This is a genomic window from Pseudoxanthomonas sp. P4_B2, assembly GCF_056402315.1.
Map to the genome: position 1 here is coordinate 268412 of NZ_JBFUHQ010000001.1, position 23069 is coordinate 291480.

18 protein-coding genes are annotated in these 23069 nt (G+C 63.2%); 8 read left to right on the top strand and 10 right to left on the bottom strand.

Annotated features, from left to right (window positions below):
* Positions 1-297: 297 nt before the first annotated feature.
* From AC1DTQ_RS01155 to AC1DTQ_RS01180, 6 genes are read right to left on the bottom strand one after another with little or no spacing between them, the layout of a single operon-like run.
* A complete protein-coding gene (locus AC1DTQ_RS01155; protein WP_477847314.1) occupies positions 298-1410 on the bottom strand; it encodes a GNAT family N-acetyltransferase in 1113 nt (370 codons plus the stop codon).
* Complete coding sequence (locus AC1DTQ_RS01160; RefSeq protein WP_477847315.1) at positions 1407-2522, bottom strand: GNAT family N-acetyltransferase; 1116 nt, start codon at positions 2520-2522, stop codon at positions 1407-1409. The genes AC1DTQ_RS01155 and AC1DTQ_RS01160 overlap by 4 nt, the downstream gene beginning before the upstream one ends.
* Positions 2523-2567: 45 nt before the next feature.
* On the bottom strand, positions 2568-4628 hold the full coding sequence (locus AC1DTQ_RS01165; protein ID WP_477847316.1) for an NAD-dependent epimerase/dehydratase family protein: 2061 nt from the start codon (positions 4626-4628) through the stop codon (positions 2568-2570).
* Positions 4618-5850 (bottom strand): glycosyltransferase, encoded by a 1233-nt coding sequence (locus AC1DTQ_RS01170; protein WP_477847318.1) that lies wholly within the window; start codon positions 5848-5850, stop codon positions 4618-4620. Before AC1DTQ_RS01170 ends, AC1DTQ_RS01165 begins: the two co-directional genes overlap by 11 nt.
* 18 nt (positions 5851-5868) lie before the next feature.
* Positions 5869-6480 carry a class I SAM-dependent methyltransferase gene (locus AC1DTQ_RS01175; RefSeq protein ID WP_477847319.1) on the bottom strand — a complete coding sequence of 204 codons (612 nt, stop codon included), beginning with the start codon at positions 6478-6480 and terminating at the stop codon, positions 5869-5871.
* 18 nt (positions 6481-6498) lie between these two features.
* Positions 6499-7176 carry a hypothetical protein gene (locus AC1DTQ_RS01180; RefSeq protein ID WP_477847320.1) on the bottom strand — a complete coding sequence of 226 codons (678 nt, stop codon included), beginning with the start codon at positions 7174-7176 and terminating at the stop codon, positions 6499-6501.
* A gap of 190 nt (positions 7177-7366) precedes the next feature.
* Here AC1DTQ_RS01180 and AC1DTQ_RS01185 point away from each other — a divergent pair, with 190 nt between their 5' ends.
* The 8 genes from AC1DTQ_RS01185 (at position 7367) to AC1DTQ_RS01220 (ending at position 16654) form a co-directional block, all read left to right on the top strand.
* Positions 7367-8431 (top strand): polysaccharide deacetylase family protein, encoded by a 1065-nt coding sequence (locus AC1DTQ_RS01185; RefSeq protein ID WP_477847322.1) that lies wholly within the window; start codon positions 7367-7369, stop codon positions 8429-8431.
* 18 nt (positions 8432-8449) lie between these two features.
* Positions 8450-9745, top strand: coding sequence for an O-antigen ligase family protein (locus tag AC1DTQ_RS01190; protein WP_477847324.1), 1296 nt, complete (start codon positions 8450-8452; stop codon positions 9743-9745).
* Entirely contained in the window at positions 9742-11298 is a 1557-nt protein-coding gene (locus AC1DTQ_RS01195) for an oligosaccharide flippase family protein (protein WP_477847326.1), read from the top strand. The genes AC1DTQ_RS01190 and AC1DTQ_RS01195 overlap by 4 nt, the downstream gene beginning before the upstream one ends.
* Positions 11295-12644, top strand: coding sequence for a phenylacetate--CoA ligase family protein (locus AC1DTQ_RS01200; protein WP_477847328.1), 1350 nt, complete (start codon positions 11295-11297; stop codon positions 12642-12644). The genes AC1DTQ_RS01195 and AC1DTQ_RS01200 overlap by 4 nt, the downstream gene beginning before the upstream one ends.
* Positions 12641-13780, top strand: a complete 1140-nt coding sequence (locus AC1DTQ_RS01205; protein ID WP_477847330.1) for a glycosyltransferase — start codon at positions 12641-12643, stop codon at positions 13778-13780. The genes AC1DTQ_RS01200 and AC1DTQ_RS01205 overlap by 4 nt, the downstream gene beginning before the upstream one ends.
* A gap of 139 nt (positions 13781-13919) precedes the next feature.
* Positions 13920-14519, top strand: a complete 600-nt coding sequence (locus tag AC1DTQ_RS01210; protein ID WP_477847332.1) for a polysaccharide deacetylase family protein — start codon at positions 13920-13922, stop codon at positions 14517-14519.
* Between the two features lie 114 nt (positions 14520-14633).
* Positions 14634-15851 carry a hypothetical protein gene (locus tag AC1DTQ_RS01215; RefSeq protein WP_477847333.1) on the top strand — a complete coding sequence of 406 codons (1218 nt, stop codon included), beginning with the start codon at positions 14634-14636 and terminating at the stop codon, positions 15849-15851.
* Entirely contained in the window at positions 15848-16654 is an 807-nt protein-coding gene (locus AC1DTQ_RS01220) for a glycosyltransferase family 2 protein (protein WP_477847334.1), read from the top strand. The genes AC1DTQ_RS01215 and AC1DTQ_RS01220 overlap by 4 nt, the downstream gene beginning before the upstream one ends.
* Before the next feature lie 112 nt (positions 16655-16766).
* On the opposite strand, the gene AC1DTQ_RS01225 is transcribed toward AC1DTQ_RS01220, so the two are convergent.
* The 4 genes from AC1DTQ_RS01225 to AC1DTQ_RS01240 form a co-directional block, all read right to left on the bottom strand.
* Positions 16767-18815: a hypothetical protein gene (locus tag AC1DTQ_RS01225; RefSeq protein WP_477847335.1), complete on the bottom strand. Its 2049-nt coding sequence runs from the start codon at positions 18813-18815 to the stop codon at positions 16767-16769.
* A 241-nt stretch (positions 18816-19056) separates the two neighbouring features.
* Positions 19057-20937, bottom strand: a complete 1881-nt coding sequence (locus tag AC1DTQ_RS01230) for a heparinase II/III family protein (RefSeq protein ID WP_477847336.1) — start codon at positions 20935-20937, stop codon at positions 19057-19059.
* Positions 20938-20948: 11 nt separating this feature from the next.
* Complete coding sequence (locus AC1DTQ_RS01235) at positions 20949-22262, bottom strand: outer membrane beta-barrel protein (RefSeq protein ID WP_477847337.1); 1314 nt, start codon at positions 22260-22262, stop codon at positions 20949-20951.
* 22 nt (positions 22263-22284) lie between these two features.
* Positions 22285-23064 (bottom strand): P-loop NTPase family protein, encoded by a 780-nt coding sequence (locus tag AC1DTQ_RS01240; protein ID WP_477847338.1) that lies wholly within the window; start codon positions 23062-23064, stop codon positions 22285-22287.
* Positions 23065-23069: the final 5 nt, after the last annotated feature.

Genomic DNA, 23069 nt, shown 5'->3' on the forward strand with positions numbered 1-23069 from the left:
GGGGTGCTTTTGACCTTGATCTTGCTTTGGTCTTTACCTTTCGCGCTTTGCGCGAGTCACTTTTCTTTGAACGGCAAAGAAAAGTAACCAAAAGAAAGCCGCCCTACGGCGCGCCCGGCGATGGAACCGCCGGGTCCGCAAGCAGACCGGGAATTTCCGTAAGGCGCTTCCTGCGCCTCCGGAAACGGCGCACATCCCTGTGCGCCGCCCCTTCGGGGTTTATCCCGCCCCGCTTGCCGCGCCTCACGGGGAATTTTTTTGAAGCAGAACTACGCCGCGCTCACAGATCGTTTGGTTTCAGCGATCTCTGTCCAGCCGGTAGGCCACAGGGCGGATCAAGCGCGCAGTGCGCATCGCACGTCGACCCAGGCGGGTCACCGCCAGCGTACCGGTGATCATGGTGTCGCGGTGCGGCAGCAACTCCGAAAGATAGGAGTCTTCCTGCGCCTGGCTGTCGAAGACGGCGACTTGTGGCCACGCAGAAGGAACCGCTGCGGACAGGAAGACTTCGTTCAAGCGGCCGGGACTGCAGGCGGCGAAATTCGGATGCCAGCCGGTCTTGAAGCCGTTCAGGGTATCGCCCAGCAGCAGATTGCTGGTGGAGGCGATGACCTTGCCATCGCACAGGGTTTCGGCGAATACCGCGCCCTGGATCTGATCGAAGCGCTGGATCATTTCACGGAAGAATCCGGCCTGCGAAGGAGAGGCCAGCAATGAAGTGCCCGCGGTTCCCTTCCACCCCGCGTGTTCCAGTTGCAGATGGGTTTCCATGGCATCGGCCACGTTCGTGTCAGCCAGAGTGATCCGGAAAGCGGCAGTGCCGCGTTCCTCCAGGCGTCGCTTGCGCCGCCGCAGATCGCGGTCCATCACGATTACGCCCAGCGCATGCTCCTGTGTTGGCGGATGCAGCCGCAGCACCGGCCGCTGGAATCGGTGCTGTTCGAACCAGCCACCGCGTCCGTCGTCCAGCAGTCCGCGCAGGGAGGCTAAAACCGGGCACTCCGCCAGCAGATTGTGGAAGCCGATCGCATGGAGCTGTTTGCTCTTGCCATGCAGATCGGCCAGTAGGGACTGGGCCACGGACTCGGATTCGCCTGGTGCGTACAACAGGCCCGAGCGGAAGGTATGCAGGGTGCGATAACTTGTCAGGTGCGACACAGGCACGAACAGATTGGGACGCTCCCGAGTAAAGCAGCCCACACCGATCAGCTTGCGGGAACCCAGCTGCTGGCGTTCTATCAAGGCCACCTGGGGCGGCGTGCGGGGGGTCAGCCAGCGCGCCGCCGGCAGGACGAACTGCGGCATGGCGAACGGATTGGCGCGCGGCATCGTCTGGCCGAGTTCGGTCCATGCCGAAAGCGTCGCCGCATCGATGTCCTGCAACGGCAGCCAGCGCACGGCGATGGTCATGATTCCTGCGCCTCGCCCTTCAACCGCCACCACGCGCGCCGCAGCGATGAGGCCCAGCCGTTGCGGTCCAGGGAAAGCCAGACCATCTTGTTCTCGGCCATGCCCAGAGTGCGTTTGTACGCGGAGTCGCCGGCCATCAATTCGAAACGCGCCATGCCGCTGGCCAACGCGTGCTCCACGGTGCGGGTCAGCAGCAACAGCCCGGGACTACCGGAGTCGCCGAAACGCCTGTAGTCGATGCCGGCCTGGTAGAAGTACAAGGTGTCGCGCCAAGCCAGGTTGTAGACGTAACCCACGACATGGTCGCCAGCGTTTACGCGGATCAGTTGCGCGCCTTCGGCGTCGCTGGATTGGGCGATAAGATGTTCGTGGAAGCGTAAGATGCGCGGGTTGCCGAACGCGCCGCGATCCTGTTCTTCCTCGCTCCAGTGGGACTCGTGCAGCTGCACCATCGCCTGGAAGAAAGCGATTTTCTCCTCAATGGTGGCGGCGATGGTGACGCACAGCTCGCCGAAGCCGGCCTGCAGTTTGCGCGCGGTCCTGCGAACCGCGCCGCGCGCCTTGCTGCTGAGTACCGTCGGCAGATAGTCGTTGCCGCCGTCGCGCAGTTCGGCCAGGTCGATGTAATGCGCGGCGCGTTTGCGCGAGCGCATGGCCATGCCGAGAGAGCGGACTCTTTCGAAGGGGACGTCGTCAGCCGCCATGCCGGGCAGGTACAGCGTCAACCAACGTTTGTCGTTGTGGGCCAGGTGGTCCAGTACGGCCGCAAGCGCTTCGCGTTCGTGTCCGTCTTCGCAGATCAGGCCGTTGTATTCGATGGTCAGGCTGTCCAGCACCTTGTCGCCCACTTCGTGCAGGCGCAGGTGCAACGGGCCCAGACCAAAGAAGCGTCTGCGCTGAGTGAAAATTCCCAAAGCGATCGTTCGCGTGCCTTGCGACACGCTCAACAGGCGGGCATAGCGCAAAGGAGAGATCAGCGCCAGCCAAGGGCCGATCCAGCGCCAGCTGATGAAGAAGCTACAGCGCGAACGCCGTTCCAGTTCCTGCCAGCGCGCGCCCAGTTCTTCCAGAGGAGGCAAAGGTTCCAGGCGAACCTGGTAAGAGGGGCTCACGGAATCCGCAAGCGATTGCGTGCGCATGGTCAGGGCGCGTACGGGTCAGCCGAAAGTGGCATCCATTCCTCTCCTTGCCCCGATCCGGGGCGACCATTCCAGCGTCTCACGCGCCGCATGGGTATCGAAATTGGCCAGTGGCCGCAGCGATCGCACGCGGTACCGCGTTAGCGGAACCTCGCGGCGCAGCAGCTTGCCCAGCAGTTCCACGCCAAAACCCAGCCCCATGAAGATCCAGGTGGGCACGCGCACCAGCTTGAGTTCGCTGCCCAATTTCCGGCGGCAATGGTCCAGGTATTCCTGCTGGGTGACCGGCTGCGTGTCGACCACGTTGAATACGCCACCGACCGCTTTGGCTGCGACCGCCGCCTGCTGCAGGGCATCGACCACGTCGTCCAGATAAACCACCGGAATGGTCTGCGCGCCGCTGCCAATCGCAACCCAGCGCCCCGCCAGCGCGATCACGCCGTTCGGCGTCACCCGCTCCGCACCGGGGCCGAAGATCTGGCCGGGGCGCAGGATCACCGCCTGCAATCCGTGCTCGCGAATCGCGTTCTGCATGAGCCGCTCGGCCGCGAGCTTGGTCTGGGTGTAAGCGCCTCGCAGCCCGGGACGCGGTTCGAGCGCGGAAGCTTCGGTCATCACCCCTTGCGGATCGCGTCCGGCATGATCGAACACACTCATCGAACTCACGTAGACCAAGCGCTGCGGACGGCTGACGAGGCAGGCCTCCACGATATTGCGGGTTCCCCAAGTGGTGCCGGCTTCGAAGTCGCGCGCGCTGCCGCGCATCGCCGCGCCCACGTGGTACACGATCGGCGCACCGGCCACGACATGAGCCACCATGCGCGGGTCGCCCAAGTCTCCCACCACCATCTGCACACCGTCGTCGCTGGCATAGGCCGCAATGGGCCGGCGAACCAGCACGCGCACGCGCTGTCCCTGTTCGCGCAATCGCGCGACCAGCTTGCGTCCCAGGAAGCCCGCGGCGCCGGTCACCAAGGCGTCCACTGGGGCCAGGGCGGTGTATCGGTCTTCCAGGCCTTGTAGGCGCAAGCGGTCCGGTTCGGCGCACACCGGTTCCAGCAGTTTGGCGATACGCAGGGCGTCTTCACCGCCGAACGGCGGCGGCGCATGGTCGCGCGCGGCTTTCGCGAATTCCTGCGCGCCGCGTTGGATGCCGGGCGAAGGCTTGAGCATGCCGGTGGCGAAGCGGACCACGTTCCAGGGAATCCGGAACACGTCCTTCATCGCGCTTATCCAGGCATTGACCATGATGCCGATGAACTTGGGGCCCGGCAGCACTCGATGGATGCGGCAGGTCTGCAGAAAGCGATCGACCTCGATGGTGCCGCGCGTGCCGCGTACGAAAACGCGGTTTTCCATCGGGCGCGCATTCCACGACAGCAGCAATCGTCCAACGCCCTTGCTGGTGCGCGCCTGCGCCTGCCACTCGTCGAAATGCAGGTTGGGATCGGTGCCGCGCGCTTGATATTGCACTTGCAGGTCGGTGACCGGACCCAGGAAAGCTTCGATGGTGTACAGCCCGTGCACGCCCAGATCGCGGAACGGGTACGAGCCCTGGGTGACGGAGCCGGGCAACGGGCCACCGGCATAGGCGGGATATTCGGAATTGCGCACGATATCCACCGACACCAGTTCGCCGATCGAACCCTTGCGCGCGGCATCCAGCGCCTGCAGCAAAACCGGGTCGTAGAGGTCGGAATGATTCACGCCGAGTACTAGGTTCTTCTCGCGCGCTTTGTCGATCATCGTTTCGCAATCGGCGACCGAATCGGCCATCGGCTTTTCGACCAGCACATGGCAGCCCATCGCCAGCGCCGCCAGGGTGATGGAGGCGTGCGAGGACGGAGGCGTGAGTACGTGCACCGCCTGCGGCTTGGCGGGCGCCAGCTCGGCCAGCGAAGCGGCCACCAGCGGCACGCCATGGCGTGCCGCCAGCGCGCTTGCCGCCTCCAGGTTGGTGTCGCAGATGCCCACCACCTCGACGAAGTCCAGGGCTTTCAGTGCGGAGAGGTGGTGGCCAGCGACGTAGCCGGCGCCGACGAGGGCGACGCGCAGCTTTTGGGAAGGATCAATGCTCATGGAGTACCGGGTTGAAACTAGAAGGGGGAAATTTATTCGATAGCGAGTGTTTGGCGGCCAGTTTTTGAGCGACGGCATCCAGCACCCCCTCGACCCGGTGGTCCCAGGTCTGGTCGGCTACCGATGCGATGCGCTGTGCAGCCGCTTGTGGAGTGTCGTTGGTCAGCGCGCTATCGAGCGCCGCCAGGAAGCCATCGCGGTCGTCGGCGATGCTGACCCACTCGGCGAACTTTTCGATCTCCGCATTGCGCACGCTGACTACGGGTTTGCCGGTAGCCAGGTATTCGCGCAATTTCAGCGGATTGGCGTTGGCGACCTGCCGGTTGAGGCGATAGGGAATGATGGCGGCGTCGAATGCCTTGGCCCAACCGGGCAAATCCTGGTACGGCTGCGCGCCGGTGAAATGCACGTTGGGCAGGGCGCGGAGTTCGCTCACATCGACCGCGGCGTGCCCGACCAGCAGGAACGACCACTGCGGACGCTGCGTGGCCAACCAAGCGATCAATTCCAGATCTATCCATTCGTGTATCGAGCCTATGTAGCCGATCACGGGATGGGGAAGGTCGCGCGCGATGGCGGGTACTTCAGTGTCGTCGTCTTGTGCGCGCCCGAACAACGCCGCGTCCACGCCATGCGGCGCGAACAAGGTGGAAGGATTCAGCGCGCGCTTGCTTTCCAGCAACGCGGGCGGCGCCACGAACAGTAAGTCTGCGCACCGGCTGAGGGCTTCGTCGCGCTGCGCGATCAGGACCATGTCCACGCCCGGGTGCGCGGCGTAATCGTCGATGCAATAGAACACGCACAGCTCTTCGTCCAGCTGCCCGGCCAGAAAGCCGGGATGCGGCACCACAAACCAGGAGATGCGACGCGTGATTCCCGCATGATGCAGCGCCCGCCGCACGGCCCAGCGGCTGAAGCGTCGGTTGAAGGCTTCCACCCCGGGGATGCGCCGGAACGGCAGCTGCGGCACGGTGCAGCGCCAGAATCCTTCGCGTATCAGTTCCGGAACTTGCAGCGCCGCGCGCAACTTGCGCAGTGCGCGCTTGAAGTCGCGTCCGTTGGCGCTGGGCGCGCGCATGCCGGGCGAATCGACGTACAGCACGGGTAAGACCCGTGCCAGCCGCTCGGCCACGTGATGGCTGCTGGTGCGGTTCTCGGCATTCCAGTCGTTGCCGAAGTAGACGATGCCCACTCCCCGCAGCGGCGTGCCCAGTTCACTCATCGCATCCACTCATCGCGTTCACTCATCGCACCACCAGCCCACCAGCCAGGACGTGCCGCCGTGGTAAATCCAGTCTTTGTGTAGGCCCGGTATGGCGTCCAGATGCGGACCGATGCGGCCGCTGGCAGGCGCGAAGAACGTCACTAGGCCGCAGCGCCCCAACTGGCGCATGCGTTGCAGGGTCGCGGCTGGATCGCTGAGGTAGTAGAGCACCTCGCAGGCGGTGACCAGATCGAACCGTTGTGGCTGGTTTTCCCAAGGCAAATTGAATAGGTCGGTCGCGGCGAAATGCGCGGAGGGAAGGCGCAGGCGCGCGCGCTCGATCGCGTGCGCGCTGACGTCGATGCCATATTGTTCGTCGCTCAGGTGCACGAGGTATTCGGTCTGGTGGCCTTCGCCGCAGCCGATTTCGAGCAACGAGCCGACATGGCCGAAATTCTTTTCGATGATGCGGTTGGTGGCCTGGAAGCGGGACTGCTCCAGTTCCGAGTCCATATTCCAGGGATCCTCGACGTTATAGGCGAGGTCCAGCCGGGAGTGGTTGTCGCTGCCGCCGACACCACGCAGGGCGTACTTCATCCACAGACGTCTCTGCGCTTTTTTCAGCAGTCTGGCGGTGCCAGCGAACATCGTTTTTTCCCCTGTATTTCAACATTTGCGCAGCGTCCCGGACGGGGGTTGCGCACTGTCGGTGGGGCTGGCGCTCCGCACCCGCAATGGATGCAAGGGCGAGCTGTACCAATCCACCACCTTTCCGCAATCGAACAGGATCCAGGAAGGGCCGTATTCCCAACGTTGCTCATGGGAGTTGAATGGCTCGCCCTGTATCCGCCTTACCTGTTTGCCGTCCATGCCGAGGGCCAGCAGCTTTTCCAACACCGGCCGTTGCAGATCCTGCTTTGGCGCATCGGTCGGCTCCACGGCAGCGGACAGGGTGGTGGCGGGTTCTTGGATGGAAAGTCCATAGAGCACCAGTCCTAGCAACGCTACCAACAAGACATAACGCCAATAGGAAGGCGATCCGGACAATGGAGGGGAATCGTGCATCGGTGCGTCGTTGGACGCGAACGACGCGCGGTCGGGCATTTCGATGGGAGTAACCCGGACCGCGCCGGGCAGACGTCCGTGGGCGCGCTGGAATTCGATCGCGGCCGCATACAGACGGTTCAAGCGTTGTAACCGGGAAATATCGGAGGAATTGTCAGGATGATCGGGATGCAACTGGGCAACGCGTCGACGATAGGCGCGTTTGAAGTCGGCCATACTGCACTCGGCATCCAGCCCCAACTCATCGTAAAGCGCAACGAAGTCGGTATCTTCCGCCATACATGCGAACCTTTGTCCATGTTCCCCACGGTTATCCTACAGTGGACAGGGTTGTGGGCGCAGGTGCAATCTGGGGCAAATGAGGTTGAGCGCGCAGGGGTGCGCGGGGCGGTCCAGGGCTCGGGGATAAGTCGATCGCTCACACACAAACCGGGTTGTCCATTCCGGTGACGCAGAACAGGGGAGCTCTATGACCTTATCGTCGCGCGCCGGAAGGCGCCAGATACTGGCCCGTCGAAGCCATGCGGCGGGCCTGTTACCCATGTTGCGGCAGCTGCGGTCGGCGTTGCGGCACGATCTGCGCATACTGGCCTATCATCGCGTGTTGGAGTCGGCGGACCCGGACGGGTTCAGTTTCGACACCGAGCTGATAAGCGCCACGGGCGAACAATTCCGCGAACAAATGCGGTCGATCAAGCGCGATTTCCACCCGATGCGCTTCGACCAGGTGCTGTCCTGTATCGACGCCAATCGCCGTTTACCCAAGGGTGCGATCCTGGTGACCTTCGATGACGGTTACGACGACAATTATCGGATCGCGTACCCCATTCTCCGCGAGCTCGGTATGTCGGCCATGTTCTTCGTTTCCACTGGCCACATCGATTCGGGCATGCCTTATGCCTACGATTGGCTGGTGCACATGACCTGCACCACGACGGCGCCGAAGTTGCTCGCACCCGAGCTGGGCGTCGATTGGGACATACCCGATACGCTCGCCGAGCGGCGTGCGCTGGCCGCCCAGTTGCTGGATCAGTTGAAAGGCTTGAACGATGCCGGCCAGGAAGCGCTCATCTCGCGGTTGGAGCGGGAGTGGGCCATCCCGCGCGATGCCGGTCATCCGGACTGCCGGCCCATGAGCTGGGAGCAGTTGCGGGAAATGCACGAAGGCGGCATGGAGATCGGTTCGCATGGCGTGGGTCACCGCATGCTGGCCAAACTGCCCAAGGATCAAATGAACGACGAGGTGAACGGGTCCAAGCGCACGCTCGAGCGCGAACTTGGGGCTCCGGTGCATGTGCTTTCCTATCCGGTAGGAGGACCGGATGCCTTCGACACCGAAACGGTCGAAGTCGTGCGCTCCGCGGGTTTCCGCATGGCCTGCAGCTACATGGCGGGCACCAGCGCTGTCGAGCCGGGTTCGCGGTACTGCATGCGCAGGCTACCGGTGGAAAGCGAAATGGATGGCGCGTGGTTCAGCGCCATGGTCGCTTTGCCCGAGGTGTTCAGTTATTCGTCGCGTTTGCGAACAGGTTGATCGGAGCTACAGGGGAAAATGTTCTTCTTCATGATGGTGTACCTGGTCCTGGTGATTATCCGGCCCCAGGATTATCCGGCGGTAGTCGACTCGCCGGGTCCGCCCTGGCAGCCGATCGCGCTGATCCTGGCCGCAGTGTTCTGGCTGTTCTCCGCGCGCAAGTCGTTCGCGGCGCCGCAATACTTGCTGTTGCCGGTGTTTTTGCTGGTGGCGATGATTTCCAAGGTGGTCAATGGCTGGACCGGAGGGGCGCTATTCGTGTTCGCGCTGTTCGCACCGGTGATCCTGGCGTTCGTGCTGCTGTCCAACGCAGCCGATACGCGCAACCGTCTGCGCATCACCATGGCCGTATTCGCCGCCTGCGGCGCGGTGCTGGCCGTGCATGGCATCGAACAGTCGGTGACCGGCATCGGCTGGACCGGCGTCGAGATGTCGCAGGAGACCCGCATCCAGTATGTGGGCATCTTCAACGACCCTAACGATCTGGGCATGCTGTTCGTGATGTGCCTGCCGATGGCCTTTTATCTGGGCAGCCGAGGCGGCTTGCTAGGATTGCGCCGGCTGTTCTGGTGGACTGGCGCGGGGCTGCTGATCTACGGCATCTTCCTCACCAATTCGCGCGGAACGCTGCTGGCAATGGTGGCGATTCTGGGGGTGTACGTCTGGCAGAAGCGCGGGCTAGTGACTGCGGGCGTGCTGGCCGTCGGCGCACTGAGCGGGATGATGGCCATGCCTTCGCGCATGCAGGAACTCGATTCTTCCGAGGCGTCCGCGGCGGGGCGCATCGATTCCTGGTACGAAGGCATCCAGATGTTCATCAGCGACCCGTTGTTCGGCGTGGGCGCTGGCGGCTACACGGACGTCAACCCGCTGACGGCGCACAATTCCTTCGTGCTGGTGCTGGCTGAGATGGGGATCATCGGCTTCACCATCTGGCTGGCCATCGCCGGCTACAGCTTCCGGATGACGCTGTCGGTGCTCAAGCGCGGCGACGAGGTGATGGACGACGTGCCGGCCGAAGTGCCCGACGACGTCGTGGTGGCCGGCTGGCGCGACGACCGGGCGTTGACCCTGACCCTGTTGCTGTCATTGGTCGGTTACTTCGTCTCGGCATTCTTCCTGAGCCGCAGTTACGTGATCATCCTTTATCTGCTGGTGGCGTTGATCGTGGCCAACTACGTGCGCCTGCGCGAAACCTATTCCAGCCTTCCGGTGTTCAGCCTGGACAAGGACCTGGTGCGCTGGCCCGTCTACGCGGTGCTATGGGTAATCGGACTCTACATCATGGTGAAGGTGCTGCTGGCTACGGTATGAACACGCGCGCCCACACCCTTCGCAACACGTTCTTCTCCTCGGTGGGCCTGTACACCGAGTACGTGCTCGGCATGCTTACGTCGATCATCATCGCCCGCCATCTGGGTCCGGACGAGTACGGCGCCTACAGCCTGGTCATCTGGCTGGTGGCGCTGGGCGTGGCCACGACCAATTCGGGCACCGCCAGCGCGGCGATCAAGTTCGTGGCCGAACTGCGCGGTTCCGGCCAGGCCGAGATGATTCCGACCCTGTTGGATTACCTGCGTCGCGCGCAACGCATTTTTCTGCTGTTCGTTCTGCTGGCAGGCGCGGCGGTGTTCCTGTTCGCCGGCGATCACGTCGCGCCGGGCATGAACCACTTGATGCTGTTGGGATTCCTGGTGGTATCGGTGGCGCTGCGCGCGTCCTACATGTTCAACATCGGCGTGGCCAAGGGTTTCGAGAATTTCCGCGCCACCGCCATCGTCTCGTTGGTATCGACGCCGATTAATCTGGGCCTGGTGATCGCGGCCATGTTCTTCGACGCCAGCGTGGAATGGCTGCTGGCGGTGTTCGTGATTTCGGGTCTGGTGTTCTACGGCGTTTCTTTTCGCCAGATCAAACCGCTGGTGCCGGACCGGGTCCCCGGCATCAAGATTCCCGACGTCCTGATGTCCAGGATACGCCGGCACATGGGATGGACAGCGCTCACGGTGTCGGTCGGTTTTTTGGCCGCCAGCGAAGTGGAGGTGTTGTTCCTCACCCTGTACGCCGACAGCCACGACGCGGGCCAGTTCAAGGTCGCCTACCAGCTCGCGATCGGCGCGGCTGCGCTAGTGCCCGGCGTGTTCGGAGCGTTGCTGCTGCCGATGATGGCCAATGCGCTGAGTCATGGGCGCGAGGTCGCGGGTCGACGGTTCGTCGCAAGCACCGGTTACTTGGCATTGCTGGCGATGCCGTTGATCGCCTTCGGCGCAGTATTTTCCGGCGCGGTGATCCATCTGCTCTACGGCAACGCCTATCTGGCGGCAGGCCCGGTGTTCGCGGTATGCCTTGCGGGCGCGGCCATCACCACCATGACCCAGGGCGGATCCAGTCTGCTGGTCAGCGCCGACCGCCAACGCAGCATCCTCATGCTGGTGATCGGCTGCGCCCTGCTCAAGGTGTTGCTCGATGCGGTGCTGATCATGCACTTCGGGCTGACCGGGGCGGTCGCCGCCTATGGTTTGGTGGCGTTGATCAACGCCGCGGCGATGATGGCCTTGGCGATCCGTGTCAGCCACGCCACGCCGGATTGGGGACGCATGTCGCGTATCGCGTTGGCGGCCGCGATCGCGGCCCTGGTCGCGTTGCCGCTGCGTGGACAACTGCTGCCTTGGGCCCAGGTCGTGTTTGGAGGGCTGCTATTGGGGGCGGCATATCTGGCGTCGACAATGCTGCTCGGCTGCTGGAGCCGCGGCGACATAGAGCATCTGCAGCAGCTGTATCAACGTTTCGTTCCGGGGAAACGGCGCATGGGGACATGGCTGCTGGAGAGGGCCCACGACCGGGCGCCGGGGGAAAGCATGCCATGAGCGGCTTCTACGAACCCCTGTTCCGACGCGTGCTGTTCCCGATATACGAATCGGGGTTGCGTCGCCGCAAGACGCTGGATTACCTGCGCGAATACGAGCGCGGCCAGTGGCGTACGCTCGAGGAAACCGAAGCGCTGCAATGGCGCAAGCTGCAGGATCTGATCCGGCATTGCTGGGAGCAGGTGCCTTACTACCGTGAGCAATGGCAAACGCTGGGTATCGCCGCGCCGGCGGACATCGCCAGCCCCGCCGATTATGCGCGCCTGCCTGTGCTCAACAAGCCGGAAATCCGTGCGAATTTCGACAAGCTCATCGCCCCTGCCTATCGCGACGGAATGCTCTACAAGACCACCGGCGGGTCCACCGGCGAGCCTTTGCGTTTCGGCTACACCCGCGAGAGTTACGAACGGCGCCTTTCCATCATGTGGCGGGGCTACGGCTGGGCCGGCGCGCGTCTTGGGCAGCGCACGCTATATCTGTGGGGTACGTCGATCGGCGCGCAGAAGCGGAAGGATCGCCTCTACCATGCGGGTTTCAACCGATACATGCTCAACGCTTTCGAGATGAGCGAAGCGCGCATGGCCGAGTATGCCGACGCCATGGATCGCTTCCGTCCCGAAACCATCGTGTCCTATGTGGCACCGATCGTGAAGATGGCCGAATGGCTGATCGCCAACGGCAGGCGCATTCATCGGCCGCAACGGATCCTGGGCGCGGCGGAAACCCTGCATGAAAGCCAGCGCCGGATCATCGAGCAGGCGTTCAGTTGTCCTGCCTATAACACCTACGGCTGCCGCGAATTCATGCTGATCGCCGCCGAATGCGAGCATCGCGGCGGTCTACACGTCAACGCCGACCACCTGAAGGTAGAGCTGGGTGCCGTCAACGGCGAGAGCCAGGACGATTCGGGTCCGCGCGACATCATCGTTACCGATCTGCACAACTACGGTATGCCGCTCTTGCGTTATGCCAATGGCGATCTCGCTACCGCAGGCGCACAGGCCTGCGCTTGCGGGCGCGGCCTGCCGCTGCTTGCCAGTGTGGACGGGCGCAAGCTGGATGCGCTGCGTACCCGTGACGGACGTTTCGTCCCCGGCGAGTACATCGTCTACGCTTTCCTGTACGCGACGGGCATCAAGCGTTATCAAGTGGTACAGAAGCAGCTGGACACGTTCGAGATCCGCATCGTGCGGGACCGCGATTTCGAACCCTCCGCCATCGACTTGGTGCGTCGCGAACTGCTCAAGGTGGTGGGCGATAGCGTCGCTCTCAACTTCGAGTTCGTCGATGAAATTCCATTGACGCAGACCGGCAAGCTGCGGGTCACCATCTCGGAGCTGTCATGAACGGAACGGCGCGCCTGAGCATCACCCACTTCGTCGAAAACATGGAGCGCGGTGGCCTGGAACGGGCGGTGATCGACCTGATCGGCGCACAGCGCGAAGCGGGCCACGAGTGCCGATTGGTCTGCCTGTTCGACCGCGGCCCGCTGGCCGACGAACTGTCCGCCAGTGGCGTCAGCGTCGAAACCTGCAACAAACGCAAAGGCGCCGACTTCCGGGCGCTGCGACGCGCGCGGGATTTGTTGCGGGGCGGCGGTGTATTGCATACCCATAATGCCGCGGCCCATTATCACGCGGTGCTGGCGTCGTTGGGATTGCCGCTGCAGCGGGTGATCAATACCCGACACGGCATGGGCGAAAGCAATCCGCGTAGCCGGCGCGAATGGCTTTATCGCCGTTCCATGTCGAGGACGGATTATGCGGTAGCGGTGTGCGAAACCGCGCGCCGGCACCTGCAGAACAGCGGGGTTTCGCCTCGTTCGGCGTTGCTGGCCATTCCAAACGGCATACGCACCGAAGGATTCCGGGCCGCGGATCATGCGGTACGCGCATGGTTAAGGAGCGAGTTGGCGCTTCCGCCGGAAAGCCAGCTCGTCGGAACGGTGGGCCGGCTTGAGCCGGTGAAGGACCAGGCCAATCTGATCCGCGCTTTCCGGCAAGTACGTCTCAGCGTGCCCAACGCGGCGCTGGTGCTGGTCGGCGATGGCGGGCTGCGGTTGGAATTGGAGGCGATCGCCGCGGCCGAAGGAGTCGCCGAAGCGACCCGGTTTCTGGGCGATCGCGGGGATGTGCCGCAGCTGCTGCAGGGACTGGACGTATTCGCTTTGTCCTCGATCAGCGAGGGGTATTCCATTGCGCTGCTTGAAGCCTGCGCCGCCGAACTGCCCATAGTGGCCACCGACGTGGGCGGCAACGGCGAAATCGTGCGTGATCGAGTCAACGGTCTGCTGGTACCGGCCCGGGATGCGGATGCGCTCGCCGCGGCCGTGGTCGAGATGCTGTTGTCGCCTGATCGTGCGAAGGCCATGGGTCGGGCAGGGCGCGAATGGGTCACCCACGAAGGTTCGTTCCGGACGATGGCCGCCCGCTACGAGGCGCTCTATCGCGATCAGGCTTGGCGCCCAGGGAGCGAGGTATGAACCGTAAATCGCCCGCCCGCCCGCGTCTTCTTCCGTGTAGTCCATATCCTCTGCTCGGACCCTGCACGCTCCCACTGCAACCTTTGCCATTACCAACCACATGACGCCCCGGCCCAGAAAACTCAGGATCCTCCGCTGGTTGCCCAGCTCGCTGGTGACCACGACGGGTTCGCGTGCGCGTCGCAGCCTGTATCTGACCTTCGACGATGGTCCGCATCCCGAGCACACCGCTCCGCTGCTCGATCTGCTGGCGAGGCATGAAGCAAAAGCCAGTTTTTTCCTGATCGGCCGCCAGATCGAAGCGAACCCGGAACTGGCGCGCCGCATCGCCGGGGAAGGACACACGCTGGGCAACCATTCGTTCACCCATCCCCATTTCGACAAGTTATCGTTGTCCGCGCAACTCGATGAAGTCACCCGCACCGATGCGCTGCTGAGCGGTATCGACGGTCAGCCGCGACACAGTTTCCGGCCGCCGCGCGGGGTGATGCCGCCGCGCATGCTGGCCAACTTCTTCCGTCGACGCCGCCGTGCGACTTACTGGTCTTATGACAGCCTGGATTACAGTCGCCGCCCGGCGGTCGAGCTGATCGAGATCATCCGTCGGCATCCGGTACGGCCGGGGGATATCCTGCTGATGCACGACGACAGCACGCTTTCGCTGGAGATGCTTACCCTCCTGATTCCGGAGTGGAAGGCGCAAGGTTTTGCCCTGGAAGCGTTGCCCGCGGAAGTCTGACCCGCCGATTACCGAAAACCGGTTTGAGACTCGGGACTGGCCTGCGCGGAGCGCTTATGCCGTTGGATTGTCATGTAACGACAGTAGCCGCACTGCGACAGGTAAGGGGGAATCTTGGGCATTCTGCAATGGGTGGCGATAGCGGCCGTCTTGGCCGGCGTCACCGCGGCTTTCGTGGTCTGGCGTCTGCTGCGCGCGCGCAACATGGAAATCTGGATCGGCAGCTATCTGCGTCGTCCTATCCCGCGAGTGGCCGACCGGCCGGTGCATGTGATGTTCTGTTTCGTCGATCACTTCGAGCCGATGTGGCATGGCGCGGATCTCGAAACCCAGCGCGCGCGCGTGGATCGCTGGTGCCGGGATTACCGGACGCTCGCCTCGGCGCATCGCGACGCCGATGGCCGCCCTCCGCAGCACAGCTTCTTCTATCCGGAGGAGGAATACGCCGAGGAACACCTCGACAAGATCGCCGCGCTTTGCGCCGACGGTTACGGCGAGCTGGAAATCCACCTGCATCACGACAACGATACCGAAGCGAACTTCCGCGAAAGCATCAGCCGCTTCTGCAAGACGCTGCACGAGCGCCACGGCGCGTTGTCGCGCGATCCGGCGACCGGCGAGCTGAGCTTCGGCTTCATCCATGGCAACTGGTGCCTGGACAACTCGCGCGGCGATGGACGCTGGTGCGGCCTCAACAACGAACTCATCCTGCTGCGGGAGCTGGGGTGCTACGCGGACTTCACATTGCCATCCGCTCCCAGCGATACCCAGACCCGCACCATCAATTCCATCTATTACGCCACCGATGATCCGCAGCATCCGAAATCGCATGACGACGGCGTGGCGGTGCATGTGGGCGGCAGCGCGACCGGCGATCTTATGATCGTACAGGGACCTCTCGGTTTGAACTGGCGAGAACGCAAGGCCGGTGTGATCCCGCGCATAGAGAACGCCGACGTACGCCGCGGCTGTCCGCCGACCCCGCAGCGCGTCGACGACTGGGTGCGCACCGGCGTGCATGTCGAAGGCAAGCCGGAATGGGTATTCGTGAAAGTGCATACCCACGGCACCCAGGAAACCGACATGGACACGTTGCTGGGGCCTGCGACCGATGCCATGCATGCGCATCTGGAGCGCGCGTACAACGATGGCGAGCGCTACGTGCTGCATTACGTCAGCGCGCGCGAGGTCTACAACATCATAAAGGCGGCCGAGGCTGGCAAAGAGGGCGACCCGAACGCCTATCGCGACTTCATTCTGCCGCCTCCGAAGTCCTCGTGGGCGGGCTCCGCACGAAACTCCGAACAAAACTCCGCGCGAGTCGCCGCATGACCACGGCCACCTCCCTGCAATCCGCCGACGGCGCCGACCGCCCCGCAGAACTGCTGGTGAGCGTGATCATGCCCGTATTCAATGCGGAACCGACGTTGCGGAAATCGGTGGAGTCGGTGCTGCGACAGACGCTGACCAACCTCGAACTCGTCTTGGTCGATGATTGTTCGCGCGATGGATCGGAGCGGATCATGCGCGAATACGCCGGCAAGGATCGGCGCGTGAAAATCGTCAGCCAACCGGCGAACGCGGGCGTGGCCGAAGCCCGCAACGCGGGATTGCGTGCGGCATCGGGCAGCCATGTGGCCTTTCTGGATAGCGACGATTGGTGGGACCCGCGCAAACTCGAATTACAGCTGGCGCAAATGCAGGAAAGCGGCGCGCTGGTTTCCTACGCCGGTTACCAGCGCGTCGCCGAAGACGGCCATCTGCTGTCTTGCGTAGAGCCTCCTGCTGAGATCGCTTATGGCGACATGCTGAAGAGCAACCACATCGGCAACCTCACAGGAGTCTACGATCGCCGTCTGGGCGATGTGCCTTTCGTGCGCATGGGCCACGAAGACTACGTATTCTGGCTGGATCGCGTTCGCCGTGCGGGCCATGCCGTGCGCGTGCGTCATGAAGGTCCGCTAGCCTATTACCTAGTGCGCAACGGTTCGGTTTCTTCCAACAAACTGCGGGCCGCGCGGTGGCAGTGGCGGGTCTATCGCGAGTCCGAGCATCTCACTCTCTGGCAGGCAGCCTGGTACATGTTCCACTACGTCAAGCACGCGCTTTCGAAGCGCGGTCTGGCGGCGGTTTGACCGGTCCCGATTTGCCTAGCCTCGAAACGAAAATGCCGACTGTAGTGAGCAGGCGGCATCCTTGTTTCTTTCAATAGAGACTGGCTAGCGAGCTTCCCGTCGCGCGGCAGGCTCAGATCTCGGAAAGTTCCACCAGATAACCGGCGGTGCCGCCGGTCACGTCGATACGGTAGCGCGCGCCGTCCTCGACATATTTGCCCGTGCTGAAGTTGCTGTTGATGGTGGCGTTGGCTGGTTCCAGCACGCGCACCCGCAGGCGTCCCGCGGTTGCCTCGCGGCTATTGACCAGGGTCGGCAGCACCGGCGTATTGACCTGGAACGTGGCCGTGGTGCCAGCGGTTATCGCGAAGGTGTCGCGTACAGTCAGCTTGCGGGCGGCGAAAGTGAACTGGCGTCCCCACGAAGTCACCGCCGTGTTGTCGCAGAAGGCAGGCGTCAGGTTGGCGTTGGCGGTGAAGTCGCCGCCGCTCGCACCCGGAGTTACCGTCATGGTGGAGATCTTGGTGGTCGATTCGCACTGGCGCGCCACGGCGCCGTTGCGAACGAAGCGCACCAAGTTGTGCACATCGGTTCCCTGATTGATGCCGCTGTGGCTCCAGATGTTGGCGGTGACGGCCAGCCAGTCGCGCGAGAACAGAGTAAACGACCCTTGGTCCTGGTGCGCATGGCTCTCGTTATACGGACCGGCCACGATCGCTACCCACATCGCGTTGGTGTCCCAACCCGTGCGGGCGAACAGATGCCCGACGCCCGTGGCGTGATAGACCAGATTGGAGGGAGGGGTGGCGACGGTGCCGGCCGGCAGCAGGTCGTAGCGGAAGTTGAAGCCCGAATTCATCTGGGTGCCTGGCAGCACCACGCCGCTGCTGTTCTTCATCATGATGTTGCTCAACCACCACGTGGCGGCGCGCTGCGCGGCATCGCCGTTGGCGGTCTGTCTCGCTTCCAAAACCAGCCGGCGATGGTAGTCGTACAGCTCGGGGATGGAATTGCGCGACTGGTCGCCGATGGGCGCGAACCGGTCCATGGTCGGCACAGTGGCGTTGATCCAGTAGTAGATGCTGTCGGTCGCATGCGTGCTGGTGTTGGCCAGGTCCGAGCCGGTGGCGTCGCGCCACAGGTGGTACAGCGAGAACAGGCGCATCTGCGCGGTCCCGTAACCGGTGCCTTCGCTGCTGCCGCCACCCGGCAGCCTGGCGAAATACGCCTGCAGCGCAGGCAGGCGGCGATTGCGCAGTTCGGCCATCCAGGTGGGATTGCTGGTCGCAAGCGCCCAGTACATGGTCGCCTCGAGGAAACTGTAGTGGTAATTGTTGCCGGGGTTGTCCACCGACCAGCCCGTCCAAGGCGCCGAACGGCTACCCCAGCGCGCGCTGCCGTAGTTCCAGATATTCCATACCGACTGCTCCGCATACGCCGACCAGCGCGTCCGCTGCGCGCCGGTGATGAACGCCGAACAGGTAACCAGCGTCATCGACAGGTCCGAGATCATCGGGCCGACTTCGAGATAGGAATCTCCGGCGACTTCCGGATTGCTGCCGGCCGCGATGGCGGCCTCGGCATCGGCAACCTGCCTCTCGACCATGTTCACGGCCAATGTGCAGTATTTAGTCTCAGGCGAAAGCTGATACATCATCGCCGCTTCGCTCGCGGCGAAGGCGTATCCGGGGCTGCCGTTCACGGCTGAGTCCACCCAGCCTTTGAAGCGCGTATACGCAGCGGAATTGAGATTCACATAGCGGCGCACGGAGGGCAGCTGAATCAGGCGGGGCAGCGAAGAGTTGGCCATCTGCGGACCAGTGCTTCCGCCACTCATGACGGGAGTTGCCGGTGCAGTCGTCGTCGTGGGTATGGACGCGACGGGTTGGTTCGGCGTTGAGGAGCCGGTCCGCGCGCGTGCGCGGAAGAGGGCCATCAGCCGGACCGGCAGCAACGTTTCAGAATAAGCGCGGGCGAAAGTCTGCACGCGATGGGTGACTGCGACGGATTCCTGCCAGGCGTCCTGCGATCGCTTCTCCCAGCGATCACCGAGCAGGCCGGCTGCACTGGAAGCGGTGACGGTGATGAGGAAGGCGCTGCCGACAAGGGAAGCGGCGATCAGGCGCTTGCGGCGGACTGCCGGGTGCAAGGCCCGGGTTGATGCGGAAGTCAGGTGCTGCACGGGGGATTCTCCTAAGCCGCGCGCACAACAACGACAATAGGATTATTGTCGTTTCGCTCTGGCTCCCCCTAGCCCATACAAACGCATCGGCGGGCGCATCATAACGGGTTCAGTCGGCGTTATAGGACAGGCTATTGCGCTGAAACGGCTTTGTTCAGCTGGCGTCCGGGTTCAAATACGGACCGAAATCAGCCTTGTGGACGCGGGCGCGACCCGCGTCACCAGAAAATCGTGACACTCGTCATTTTTCCCCAAGTTCGACCAAGTAACCGGTCTGGCCGCCGGCAATGTCGATTCGCCAGCCGCTACGGAACTCCTGGCTGTCCACCTTGCGCCAGTCGTGGACGCTGATGGTGGCATTGGCGGGTTCGAGTACGCGCACCCTTAGTCCGCCGGCCGTTACTTCATTGCCGTTGACCTTCGGCTCCGCCGGCACGTTGACCTGGAAGATGGCGCGAGTTCCGGCTCCGAGTTTGAATTGGTCGCGCACGGTCAGCTTGCGTCCGGCGAAATCCAGCTTCCGTTGCCAGCTTCCCAACGCCGGATTGCCGCGATAGACCGGGGTGAGATCGGCGGTCGCGGAAAAAGCGCCGTCGTTGCCAGGAACAACCGTCAGCTTGGAACGCGATTCGGTGCTTTCGCACTGGTGCACGATCAAGTCCCCGCCAGGAGCGGCGCACTGGCTCGCGCTGGCGTTACTGCGCTCGAAGCGAACGACGTTGTGGACCTCGGTGCCCTGCTGGATGCCGCTGTGACTCCAGATGTTCTCGGTAACCGCCAGCCAGTCGTGCGCGAACAAGGTGAAGGAACCCTGGTCCTGATGTGCATGGCTTTCGTTGTAGGGCCCGGCCACGAAGGACACCCACATCGCCTCCTTGTCCCAGCGGGTGCGGGCGAAGAGGTGTCCGGTGCCTTCGGCAAGATAGGTCAATCGCGTCGGCGGGTTGCCGCCTTTCCCGGCCGGAAGCAGGTCGTAGCGACTATTGAAACCGCCGCTCATGTTGGGCACGGAAATAGCGTTCAACCACCATGAGGACATGCTCAAGGCTTCGGGTTCGTTCGTCAGTTGCCGGGCTTCCAGCACCAGGCGCCGATGGTAGTCGTACAGCTCCGGCACCGAGTTGCGGGACTGGTCGCCGATGGGCGCAAACCGGTCCAGGGTTGGAACAGTGGCGTGCACCCAGTAAGCGATGCTGTCGTGCGCATGCGGACTGGCGTTGGCGAGGTCTTCACCGGTGCTGTCGCGCCATAGCCGGTAGAGCCAATACAGGCGCATATGTGCCGCGCCGTAACCGGTACCCTCGCTGCTGCCGCCGCCAGGCAACTTCGCGAAATATGCCTTGAGCGGCGGCAATCTGCGCTCGCGCAGATCCTTCATCCAGGTCTGACTATTGCTTACCAGCGCCCAATACATGGTGGCTTCCAGGAAGCTGTAGTAATAGTTGTTGCCGGGGTTATCGGTGGACCAGCCCGTCCAAGGGTGCGGTTTTCCGCCCCATTGGGCCGAACCGTGGTGCCACACGTTCCATACCGCCTGCTCGGCATAGGCGGACCAGCGCTTGCGTTGGTCGGCCGAAATATCGGTGGCGCAACTGTCCAGGGTGAGGGCCAGGTCGGCGATATTCGGGCCTACTTCGAGGTAGGAGTCGCCGGAAATCTCCGGACGCCCGCCCGATGCGATCGCGGCCTCGGCGTCAGCCACCTGCTTCTCCACCATGGCGATCGCCAGCTTGCAATATTTGGCGCCGCCGGAAAGCCGGAACATCAGCGCCGCGTCGCTCGCGGCGAAGGCATAGCCGGGACTGCCGGCCACCGCCGAGTCGACATAGGATTTGAAGCGCGAATACGCGGCGGATTTCTTGTCGACGAATGAAAGGTCGATTTTCAAATCGCTGGTACCTGCCGGTGCGGCGGGCGCGCTATCGATTGCCGGCGGGGGCGGTGTAGATTCGGGCGTCGGCGCCTGCGGCGCCGTGGAAGGTGCGGAGGCTTGGCTGTTTCCGGCCTCGCTGCATTGGGCCATGGCCGCGGCCATCATGGCCAGGCACAACAGAAAGGCGCTGAACCAGCCGCGTCCGTGCCCGCGTGGCGATGCGTTCGCCGGGACCGACTGCTGGCTCATGGCGCGCCTCCTCAGCGATTGGAATACGAGATGCTCAGATAGATGAGGTTCTGCGACACGCTTTGCCCTGCGGCGGTGCTGTCGCGCTTGTAGCGTTCCCATTCCAAACCCGCGCTCCAGCGGGGCGCCCAGTGGTAACGCAAAGTGGCACCAACGCGCAGGGTGTCGTCCTGGCGGTCCAACTGCGTGTAATCCAGGCTCTCGTAAGTCCCATACAACCCCAGAGTCAACGACCGTCGCAACCTCCAATGGAAATCCGTGCGCACGCCATGGTTGTCCTGGTCGAACTCGTCCGAATCCACGTAATTGCGCTTCTGCACATACGGAGCGACCATGAAGTCGAAACGGATATTGGTGAAGCTGTATTCCATCTCCAGGCTGCGCACCTCATAGGGCGACGCGTTCACGATGGCGTCGCCGGTGAGTACGTTCTCGGGCATCGTGGCATCGGCTTGGATGCTGCTCAGCGCGTCGACGGCGGTGTCGGAGAACTGGCTGGAAGCGAGCACGGTCAGACGATGGCGTTCGTTCGGGTTCCAGGTAGCGTCGAAGCGGAATAGCGGGTCCGAGCGCGATTCGCCCTGCCGGTAGTCGATCCTGGAATAACCCAGATCGGTGCCCAGTTCGAACTGCGCCAGAGTCCGCGAATACCGCCCGAAAATATCGTAGCGGTTGTAGTCGCGGGCCACGACATCGTCCTCGAAATCGACACGTTGGGCTTGCGTGTTCAACGAGGCCCGGCTGGTTGGGCTGAATTCCTTGATGGTGCGCAGAGCCAGGGCCAGGCGCTGCGAATTGAACTCGTCGGTGATCTCGGCGTCGCTGTTCACGTAGCGCACTTCGGCCTGGCCTTGCAGCGTCGGCGACCAGTTGAACAGCAGGGTGGGGCCGGCGGAAAACACGTTGACCTGCTGACGGTTACCCGGCGCATCGGGCACCAACGCGTCGACCGGCTGCACCGATAGATTGTCTTCGACGAGGAAGAACAATCGTTGCGGGATCGCGATCCAGTTCAGGCTGCCCGACAGCGTGCCATCGGCGGTATCGGTGAAGATATTGTCTTCGTAATCGCGGTATTCGACCCGCCCATCCGCGTGCGCCTGTACCGCCGAATTGGTTTCCGTTACCAGAAAGCCCAGGCCGCTGCGCAGGTAGCGCTGATCGATGGGGTCCGAGGGCGCTAGGGTGACGTTGTCGTTCCACTCCATGCCCAGGTCCACGGTGTAGTCCACCCGTGCCGCCAAGGCCGTGCCGGGCATACACGCCAGGATAGAGGCGGCGATGACCGACACGCGTAGGTACGCACATTGGTATTTCGGGTGCATGCGCCTTCTCCTTGCGGATGCTTCAGGGCAGGTGGTTGAAAACGACGCCAGCCAGCTTCTCGGATGGGAAACTCGCCAGTGCCGCTTCGATCTTGTCCGGCGTCACCAGGCCATAACCGGCGACCAGAACGACCATGTCGGCCAGCTCGGACAGAATGCGTGCGTCGGGCGAACCGAGCACCGAGGGACTGTCCAGGATGATGTAGCGGTCCGCATAACGGCTGCGCACCGAATCGATCATCGCGCGCATGCGGAACGAGCTGAAGGATTCGCCGGTGGTTTCGCGCTGACGGCCACTGGGGATCAGCCGCAACCGCGGTACGCCGGTGCGGTAGAGGATATTGGCCACGTCTAGCGAGCTGTCGTCCAGGTAGTCCATCAGTCCACCGCCGGCCATGTCCACGCGCAGCGCGGTGTGCTGCGAGGGATGCAGGACATCGCAATCGATCAGAAGAGAAGTCTTGGTGTCGTCGAAGGCGAACGCGGCGGCCAGGTTGCGCGCGACGAAACTACCGCCGCAACCATGGCTGATAGGGGCGACCAGGGTGACGAAGTTGCGTTCGCCGCCGGCCGCAAGCAGGCGCGTGCGCAGTTCGCGGAATGCGTCGGCTTGTTCGCGTACCGAATCGTTGCGGTGGATGACGCGACGGTCTTCCAGTTCGCGCGTGGTCAGCGCCTTCGGTTCGTCGAGCAATGCGAGCGAGCGGGCCGCATCTATGCGGCGGATGGCGCCTTGCGAATGTTCGGTTTCCTGATTCACTGTCGGTTCCACGATCGGTTCCAGGTTGTCTTGTCGGTTCATGGCGT